Origin of the sequence: Hyalangium sp. (assembly GCF_045802625.1) — a bacterium.
Classification (GTDB): Bacteria; Myxococcota; Myxococcia; order Myxococcales; family Myxococcaceae; genus Hyalangium.
Genome location: NZ_JBJMQP010000168.1, coordinates 1 through 8,151 on the forward strand (window position 1 = coordinate 1; position 8,151 = coordinate 8,151).

Here is an 8,151-nt window from a genome sequence, read left to right on the forward strand (position 1 = left end):
CCGAAGAGCGCCTGGGGCCACGCCGCGTGACAGACCACCGCCGCGTACCCGCCCCGCTCCAGCAGCCGCGACAGCTCGCCTCGGGCGCGCCACAGAGTCCACGGGCGGCTCACCCTCACCTCGCCCAGCAGGTGCACCGTGGCTCCCGCCTCGCGAAGCTCCCGGCTCAGCCGTCCCTCGAAGCAGAGCGCGAACTCGTGCACCAGCCCCGAGGAGAGCCGCTGCACGCGCGCCAGCGTCCGTAGGAATGTCTCGATGCCGCCGTAGAGGTTGCCGCTGTAGATGTGGAGGAGCCGCATCTCACGAGCTCCCTTCCACGGAAGCGGCTCGGGAGCGGGACGCGTGGGAGGCCCGCAGCGCATCCGCGTACAGCGAGAGGCTGCGCTCGGCCATCACGTCATGGCGGAACTGCGCCACGGCCCTGGCCCGCGCGCCCGCGCTGAGACGCTCGGCGAGCCCCGGCTCCTCCACCAGCCGCCGGGCGGCCCGCGCCAGCGCCTCGGCATCGTCCACGGGCACCGTGAGCCCCGTCTCCCCGTGGAGGCTCACCCAAGGCACGCCCGAGTGCGGAATCGCGGTGTTGATGACGGGCAGCCCGCTGGCCATCGCCTCGATCTGCGAGAGCCCATAGGCCTCGCTGCGCGCGTTGCTGGGGAACCAGAGCGCCGTGGCGGCGCGGTACGCCCCGACGAGCGCCTCCGGCGGAAGGTAGCCCGCCCACGTCACTCGCCCCTCCACGCCGAGCTTCCGCGCTCGGGCCTTGGCCTCCTGCTCCAGCGGCCCCACGCCCACCACCATGAGCTGGCCCGGCACCCGCGTCAGCGCCTCGAGCGCGGTGAACAGCCCCTTGTAGTAGACGAGCCGCCCCACCATCAGCCACAGCGGCGAGCTCTGCTCGGAGCGCCAGCGGGCCTCGGCCTCCAGCACCGCGGGCGAGGGAGTGAGGTAGGGCGCCAGCTCGATGCCCAGCGGCAGCTCGCGCACCTTCTCCCGGAAGCGCAGCAGCAGCGGCGAGCCCGACACATACGCCGAGCTGGTGGCGAGCAGCCGGCGGGCGCGCCCGTAGAGCACCCACTCGAAGGGACGGAACAGGGCGCCGGCCACCCGCTGGCGGATGATGTCGCTGTGGTGGGTGATGAAGAGCGGCGGCAGCCACGGCACGGCCTCCAGCGCCAGCAGCATGGTGGGGTTGGGCGTGTGCAGGTGCACCACGTCCACGCCACGTGCCAGCGCGCTCACCAGCTCGCGAGGCAGCTCGGGCATGACGTCCATGCGCAGCACGGAGGCCCACCGCCCCACGCGGATGACGCGCACCGGCCCATCCCACTCCTCGCGGGTGGGGCTGCGGCCGTGGAACTCATGGCTGAAGCCCTGCTCGGAGGCGGCGTGGTTGATGCACAGCACCTCCACCCGAGCGCCCAGGGCGGCCTGCGCGCGGGCGAGCGTCTGGACATGCGCCTCCATGCCACCCGAGGCCGGCGGGTAGAACTTGCCCAGGTGCAGCACGCGCAGCCCCGTGCCGACCCGGCTCACGACGACGCCACCCCGTCCTTCGTCTCCTCGGCGGCGTGCCCGTAATAGCCGCGGTAGTTGAGGTACGTGTCCCGGTAGCGAGCGTCCATCACATCCAGATCATTGAGGATGGCGCCGTACATCTGCGCCTGCACATCCGCCAGCGAGCGCAGCGCGCGCCGAGCCGCCTCGCGGTTCGTCTTCCCCGCGCGCAGCACCATCACCACGCCATCCGCCTGGGTGGCCAGCACCGCCGAGTCCGACACGGCGTTGAGCGGCGGGCTGTCGAGGATGATGCGATCGAACTTCCCGCCAGCGGCCTTGAGCAGGTCCGCGAAGGCCTGGGTGTGCAGCAGCTCCGCCGGGTTGGGCGGCACGGGGCCGCAGGGCAGCACGAAGAGGTTGGGCACCTCGGTGCTCTTCACCGCCGTGTCCAGCGAGCCCTCGCCCACCACCAGCGAGCTGATGCCCACGTCGTTGGGCACGCCGAAGGCCTTGTGCAGCCGCGGCCGGCGCATGTCCGTGTCCAGCAGCAGCACGCGGTTGCCGCTCTGGGCCATGGCCACGCCCAGGAAGATGCAGGTGGTGGACTTGCCCTCCTGCGGCCCGCTGCTGGTCACCACCAGCGTCTTGAAGGGCTTGTCCGGAGACATGAACAGCAGGTTGGTCCGGATGGCCCGGCAGCACTCGGCCGCCGAGGACTTGGGCTGACGGTGGACGAACAAGTCGCGCTCGCGCGGGCTGTCACTCTTGGTGTCCACCCGCGGCACGAAGCCCAGGAAGGCCAGCCCCAGCCGCTCCTCCACGTCCGCCTGGGAGGCCACGGTGTTCTCCAGGAACTCCAGCAGCAGCACCACGCCGCAGCCCAGGAGCAGGCCGAACAGCAGCCCCATCACCACCGTGCGGCGCACGTCCGGCTTGATGGGCGCGAAGCTCGGCCGCGCCGCGTCCAGCACGCGCACGTTGGTGGTGCGCAGCAGCCCCGACAGCTCGATGTCCTTGAGCCGCCGCAGCACCGACTCGTACAGGCGCCGGTTGTTCTCCGCCTCGCGGTTCAGGTTGTCGAACTCGATCTGCCGCTTGCCCAGCTGGAACGCCTCGTCCCGGGCCGCCGCCAGCAGGCGCGAGAGGTTCTTCTCCTCGCCCACCGCCTGCGCCAGCTCCGTCTCCGCCTTGCGCACCACGTTGGTGAGGCTGCGCACGAAGTCCTCGCGCACCACCGCCAGCTTGCTGGAGCACTCGATCATCTTCGGGTGCTCGGGCAGGTAGCGCTCGCTCAGCTCGACACACAGCGCGCGCTGCTCGATGAAGCGGTGCTTGAGCTCCTGGATGCCCGTGTCGTTGGTGCCGGGCACCGCCTCCGCCCACGTGTCGTCTCCCGGGGAGCTCTTCTGGAGCTGGCGGATGGCCTCCACGCGAGCCTGGAGCCCGGCGATCTTCGTGCGCACCTGCGTGAGGGTGGACTCGTAGCTGTTGATGCGATCGGTGACGCTGTTCTTCTGGCTCTCCGGCGAGAGCGAGAGCATGTCGGTGTTCTTCTTGAAGTCGTACAGGGCCAGCTCGCTGGACTGCGAGGCCTTCTCCAGCTCGGCCTTGCGCTCCTCGAGCCACTCGGTGGCGCTCTCGGTGGTGCGCAGCCGCAGCGCGAGGTTCTCCGCCATGTAGGCCTGCGCCACCTCGTTGGACAGCAGCGCCGCGCGCTCGGGATCCAGGTCCTCCACGCCCACGCTCACCACGCGCGAGTCCCTCACCGGCACCACGCTGATGCGCGACTGGAGCAGGCCCACCGCGTCCATGCCCTGCATGGCCTGCTGCCGGGCCTTCTCGTCCTTGAGCTGGGACAGGCCCAGGAAGCCCGCGTCATGCTGCAGGCCCAGCTTCTCCACCACCCGGGTGGCCACCGCCCGAGAGGTGATCACCTGGTTCTGCGTGGCGTAGTACTCCTTGTTGAACCAGTAGTTGCTGCGCTCGTCCCCCATCAGCTCCTTCACGTCGCTGTCGAGCACGCGCGGAGCCGTCACGTCGATGATGAGCGAGGTGCTGGCGGCATACACCTTGGGCTGGCGCATGGCCTGCAGCGCGGCCAGGCCCGTCATGAGCACGGCGACCCCGAGCACGACCCACTTGCGGCGCCAGAACGCGCGCACGTAGCGCATCACGTTCAATGGCGTCATTCCGGCACTGGCCGGGTCGTTCACGGAACCTTCCAACGTGGCTCTCCTGGAGACTTCCTCGAGCGGCGGTGGCCCGGCTCGCACGCCCAGCCCCGACCTGCACCCACAGCCTCTGCCGAGCGTGCCCCTTCCGAGCCAGAGGGTCAATCTTCCAGGCTCGGATCCACAGTGCTCGCAAGCTCGCCGGGCGTTCCCGCGGAGGCGAGCGCCTGCGCACATTTCCCAGCCCCTGTGCTAGTGACGCCCGCGTGAGTCCGCCTCTGTCCGTGGTCGTCCCCTACACTCCTACCACCGCCACCGTGGCGGCCCGCTTCGCCCAGGCCCTCGCCGGCCGGGCCGAAGTGGTCCTCGCCGGGGAGGGCGTGGTGGAGGTGGCTCCTGGGCCGGGGCTCCATGTGCTCTCCGGGCTGGTGGGAAAGGGAGCGGCCATCCGCGCGGCGCTGGAGAAGGTGACGGGCGAGGTGACGGTGCTCCAGGATCCGGACGTGGCCTACACGCCCGAGGCCTACGACGCGCTGTGCCGCCCCATCCAGGAGGACACAGCGGACGCGGTGTTTGGCCGCCGCTCGGCGCCGGGGCTGCGGCCGGAGCTACTGGCGGAGCGAGCGCTGGGGGGTGTCACCCGCTTCGTCACGGACGTGCCGCTGGTGGATCCGCTCTCGGGCATGCGCGCCTTCCGCACCGAGGCGCTGCGCTCGGTGAAGCTCACGAGCGAGGATGACGCGGTGGACGCGGAGCTGGTGGTGAAGTTGGCCGCGCAGCTCTACCGGCTGACGGAGGTGCCGCTGCCGCTGCAGGTACCCCCTCGGCACACGCTGGCCTCGGATCTGTCGAAGCTGCGGACGCTGATGCGCTACGCCACGGTGCGGGACGACGCGGACAACCAGCACGAGGGCTACAGCACGTTGGAGCGGATGGACGGCGCCAACAACTACAACGCGTGGCTGGGGCGCCGCTTCCGCGAGCACCTGGGCCAGCGGGTGCTGGAGATCGGCGCGGGCATCGGAACCATTACGCGGGAGCTGGAGGCGGGGCGGGAGCTGCTCATCGCGCTCGAGGTGGATCGCTTCTACGTGGACCGGCTGAAGAACCTGTTCCGAGGCAAGCCGCACGTGCGGCCGTACCTGTCGGACGTGGCGCTGGCGGACTGGGAGTCGCTGAAGTCCGAGCACCTGGACACCATCGTACTGTCCAACGTGCTGGAGCACATTCCGGACGATGGCGCGGCGGTGCGGCGCTTCCGGCAGATCCTCCCCGAGGGCGGCAAGGTGGTGGTGCTGGTGCCGGCGCTGCCGCAGCTCTTCGGAGCCATCGACGAGGCGGTGGGGCACCATCGGCGCTACACGCCTCAGACGCTGCGCCGGGTGCTGGAGGACAACGGCTTCACGGTGGACACGCTGGAGTGGATGAACCTGGTGGGAATTCCCGGGTGGTTCATGAACAGCCGGGTGCTGCGGCGGCGGGCGGTGCCCAAGCTTCAGCTCAAGCTATATGACCGGCTGGCGCCGCTGCTGGCGCAGGCAGAGCGCCATGTGAAGCTGCCGGTGGGGATGAGCCTGTTCGCGGTCGCGCGAGTCACGGGAAGGGCCGGATAAAGGTTCTCGCGTCACCGAGAAGGACGTGCAAGCGTCCCCGGAGACCACGGTGTACCGGTACATCTATGCGCCCGACGGGCTCCTGGCGCGCATTGACAGCTCGATCGCGGAGCAATCCACGGGCTGGACCGTCTACCACTACGACGCGGCCGGAAGCGTCGAGTCCATCCACAGCGAGCCCGGCTGCGGCCGAGACATCGCCCGGTGCGAGTCCTTCACCTATTACCCCAATGGCCAGCCCCATACGGTGGAGCGGTATGCCGACACGTTCTGGAGCACCACCGACACCTACGACGAGCGGGGGCGGCTGGTGGCCCACCGCGCTGGTCGACTACGACACGATGCTCAACAGCACCCGCTCCTACGACGCGGCGGGCCGCGTGACGCGCATCTGGGAGAAGGGGGGCGTGAACTACAGCTCCCACGAGACGGTCACCACCTTCGTCTATGACTCCGAGGGGCGGCTGGTGCTGCAGCGGACCGCCAAGGATGCGGTGATACAGGCAGGACCCGGGCAGGCCGGCCCGGATCGATACACATACACGCGCGCCACCCATCGCCTCACGTACATCTGCGGAACCCAGATTGTCTGGCTGGACGAGTGGGATAGCAACGAGGACGGGGTGCCCGATGCCCGGCGCACGCACGAGCGCACTCCACGGGCCGGCTGTTGCACGAGCAGTACTCGGGCACGCCCAGCATGGATGATGGGCCCATCCGGCAGGACTTCGTCTACGACTGTCATTGAGCGGGAGCCTTCGCTCCGGAGGTGGGCCCCTGGCGCGTGCTGGCCTGGGCTGCCCAAGGCGTCCTCGGCGCCGTCTACCGCGCCGTGCCTCGACACTCCGAGCACTCACAGCCCATCGCCCTCAAGCTGGCGCTGCGCCCGGAGGACCCTCGATTTGCTCGCGAGGCGCTGCTGCTCTCCCGCCTGCGCCACCCCAGTGTTCCTCGGCTCCACCGGCAAGCTGTTCAAGGGGAGGTGCTATGTCCCTGCCATGTTCCCGAACCACCCCTCCACCTCCCACCCCACGCGCACACCCTGAGCGTGTCCTGCTTGAGGTGTGACTCCGTCAGCACCCTGAGCCTCGGTCTCCAACCGTGTTCAACGGGATAGATCTCGCCAATACTCCGGCTGGCACGCAAAGGGCCGGCTCTCTGTTCGCCGGGCACAGTAATAACCCTCGCCGCACACCGCGGGACCCTGTGGGTCGCAACCCGATAGGCAATGCCAGCCATCACAGACCCGCCCGGCTTCGCAGGGGGGGTAATGCTCGCCACAGCGCACTTCACACTCCATCCACACTCTCCCCGGGTACGGTGCCTCAACGTGCGCTCTGCACTCGCGGCCCTCGGGGCACGGCGACTCCTGGCAGTGAGGGCCATAGACGTGCGCGCAGACCGAGGTTCCTTCTCCGAACCGGATGCAGCTTTGGCCCGCGAGGCACCCCCGGGTCTCGCAGGTAGGAAGGCATACAGGCTGCGGGGTGGTGTCTGCACAGAAGAAGCCCTCGGGGCAACCCGCCTCCGCGCCCGGGCGACATGGCCGCGCGCACCAGCCGTTCTGACCACCGCACAACAACCCGGGCGCACATGCGTGCTCTTTGTCGCCTGGAATGTTGGTGCAACTCTCGCCTTCCTGACGCACGCCCTTGGCCACGCAGAAACGCACCTGCGGCCCAGGACCTTCCGTGGCAAGGGCCTGGCAGAGCTGTCCTTCCGGGCACTGCTCGTTCGTCGCGCATTGGCTGTCGGTGCAATACGACCGCCCCTTCCGGGACTCGTACAAGCAGCCCAGCGGAGGCTCACAATCGGAGTTCCGCTCGCAAGTTCGCCCGTAGGTCATCAGCCGGGTGCGCTGATCGCTGGTGAGCATCGGGCTGATACGAGCCCCGGTGGGGGCTTCCGTGCGCACCTGGGGTTGGAACAATCCTGCGAGCAGCAACACGAGCGGGAGGGCCAGCAGCAAACCCGCGCAGGCGCCCAGAATGGTGCGCCAGTTCACCCGCCGCACTCGTGACATTTGTCAGGATCCTTATTGGGACCCTTGCACACTTCCCAGAGTTCCTGCTCCGAGCAGATTCTGCGAGTGATCCCCATTGCATCCTTGTGGGCGGCCTTGGCCACGCGGCCATCCTTGCCGAACTCCGAGGGGCACCCGGTCAGCGCCAGGGCGGAAAGCATTCCTACTGCAAGGTGGCGCCACAACATGCGTTCCTCCGGGAACGGACCGGTAACGCTACCATCGCGCATGAACCGTCGCCACGCCGCAGCACGTAAGCACCTCCCACCCGCTCCCCTCGCCGGCTTCCGTGCTCTGGCGTGGCCCCTGCGCTGATGGCTTCGGCTCTGCCACCGCTTGGGGGAGCGGTTGCTGAAGGTAGTGCGCCACTGAGTGCTGCGGTTGTTGGAAGAAAGAGAAGCCCTCCCCGCGCAAGGGCCTGAGGACACGCTGCAGGCCTACCAAGCGAACTTCCTGCAGCGGCGACTGCGCTGGCAGGAGGTGGACGTCCGGCGCTGACGGTGCGGGAAGTGGCGGAACGGCTGACGTTGTCTGCTGCTGCCGTTCGCAATCTGTCTGTAAGTTCGGGGGCTCCTCTGGAGCACACGGATCACAAGGCCCGCGCGTCGAGCGCATCGCTCAGCAGTCCGGGGTCGAGGTGGAGATCGTGAAACGCTCGGACCCTACGCCCGGGTTTGTGCTCCAGGCCAAGCGCTGGATTGTGGAGCGCACGTTCGGGTGGTTGAGCCGAGAACGACGCTTGGCCAGAGACTACGAGCGAACGGAGGAGTCCTGCGAAGCGTTCGTCTACCTGGGCATGATCCGGCTAATGCTGGGCCGCCTTGCCTGAGTGCCTTGGCTCAACACC

The 8,151-nt window shown here is 68.9% G+C and carries 5 protein-coding genes and 2 pseudogenes; 4 read left to right on the plus strand and 3 right to left on the minus strand.

Going from position 1 to position 8,151, the window contains the following annotated elements:
- The 3 genes and pseudogenes from ACJ8AT_RS29910 to ACJ8AT_RS29920 all read right to left on the minus strand — a co-directional run.
- Positions 1 to 299: pseudogene (locus ACJ8AT_RS29910) on the minus strand (glycosyltransferase family 1 protein); the annotation flags it as partial.
- 1 nt (position 300) lies between these two features.
- Positions 301 to 1,533, minus strand: a complete 1,233-nt coding sequence (locus ACJ8AT_RS29915; RefSeq protein WP_407741340.1) for a glycosyltransferase — start codon at positions 1,531 to 1,533, stop codon at positions 301 to 303.
- Entirely contained in the window at positions 1,530 to 3,686 is a 2,157-nt protein-coding gene (locus tag ACJ8AT_RS29920) for a GumC family protein (protein ID WP_407741341.1), read from the minus strand. Before ACJ8AT_RS29920 ends, ACJ8AT_RS29915 begins: the two co-directional genes overlap by 4 nt.
- A gap of 248 nt (positions 3,687 to 3,934) precedes the next feature.
- On the opposite strand from ACJ8AT_RS29920, the gene ACJ8AT_RS29925 reads away from it, so the two are divergent.
- The 4 genes and pseudogenes from ACJ8AT_RS29925 to ACJ8AT_RS29940 all read left to right on the plus strand — a co-directional run bounded on the left by ACJ8AT_RS29925 (position 3,935) and on the right by ACJ8AT_RS29940 (position 8,133).
- A complete protein-coding gene (locus ACJ8AT_RS29925; RefSeq protein ID WP_407741342.1) occupies positions 3,935 to 5,281 on the plus strand; it encodes a bifunctional glycosyltransferase/class I SAM-dependent methyltransferase in 1,347 nt (448 codons plus the stop codon).
- Positions 5,282 to 5,306: 25 nt separating this feature from the next.
- On the plus strand, positions 5,307 to 5,732 hold the full coding sequence (locus ACJ8AT_RS29930; protein ID WP_407741343.1) for a hypothetical protein: 426 nt from the start codon (positions 5,307 to 5,309) through the stop codon (positions 5,730 to 5,732).
- Positions 5,733 to 6,050: 318 nt separating this feature from the next.
- Positions 6,051 to 6,248, plus strand: a pseudogene (locus ACJ8AT_RS29935) (serine/threonine protein kinase); the annotation flags it as partial.
- Between the two features lie 1,669 nt (positions 6,249 to 7,917).
- Positions 7,918 to 8,133 carry a transposase gene (locus tag ACJ8AT_RS29940; RefSeq protein ID WP_407741344.1) on the plus strand — a complete coding sequence of 72 codons (216 nt, stop codon included), beginning with the start codon at positions 7,918 to 7,920 and terminating at the stop codon, positions 8,131 to 8,133.
- Positions 8,134 to 8,151: the final 18 nt, after the last annotated feature.

Coding starts and splice junctions, on each gene's coding strand:
- ACJ8AT_RS29920 (WP_407741341.1), bottom strand. CDS start 3,686: ATGACGCCATTGAACGTGATGCGCTACGTGCGCGCGTTCTGGCGCCGC.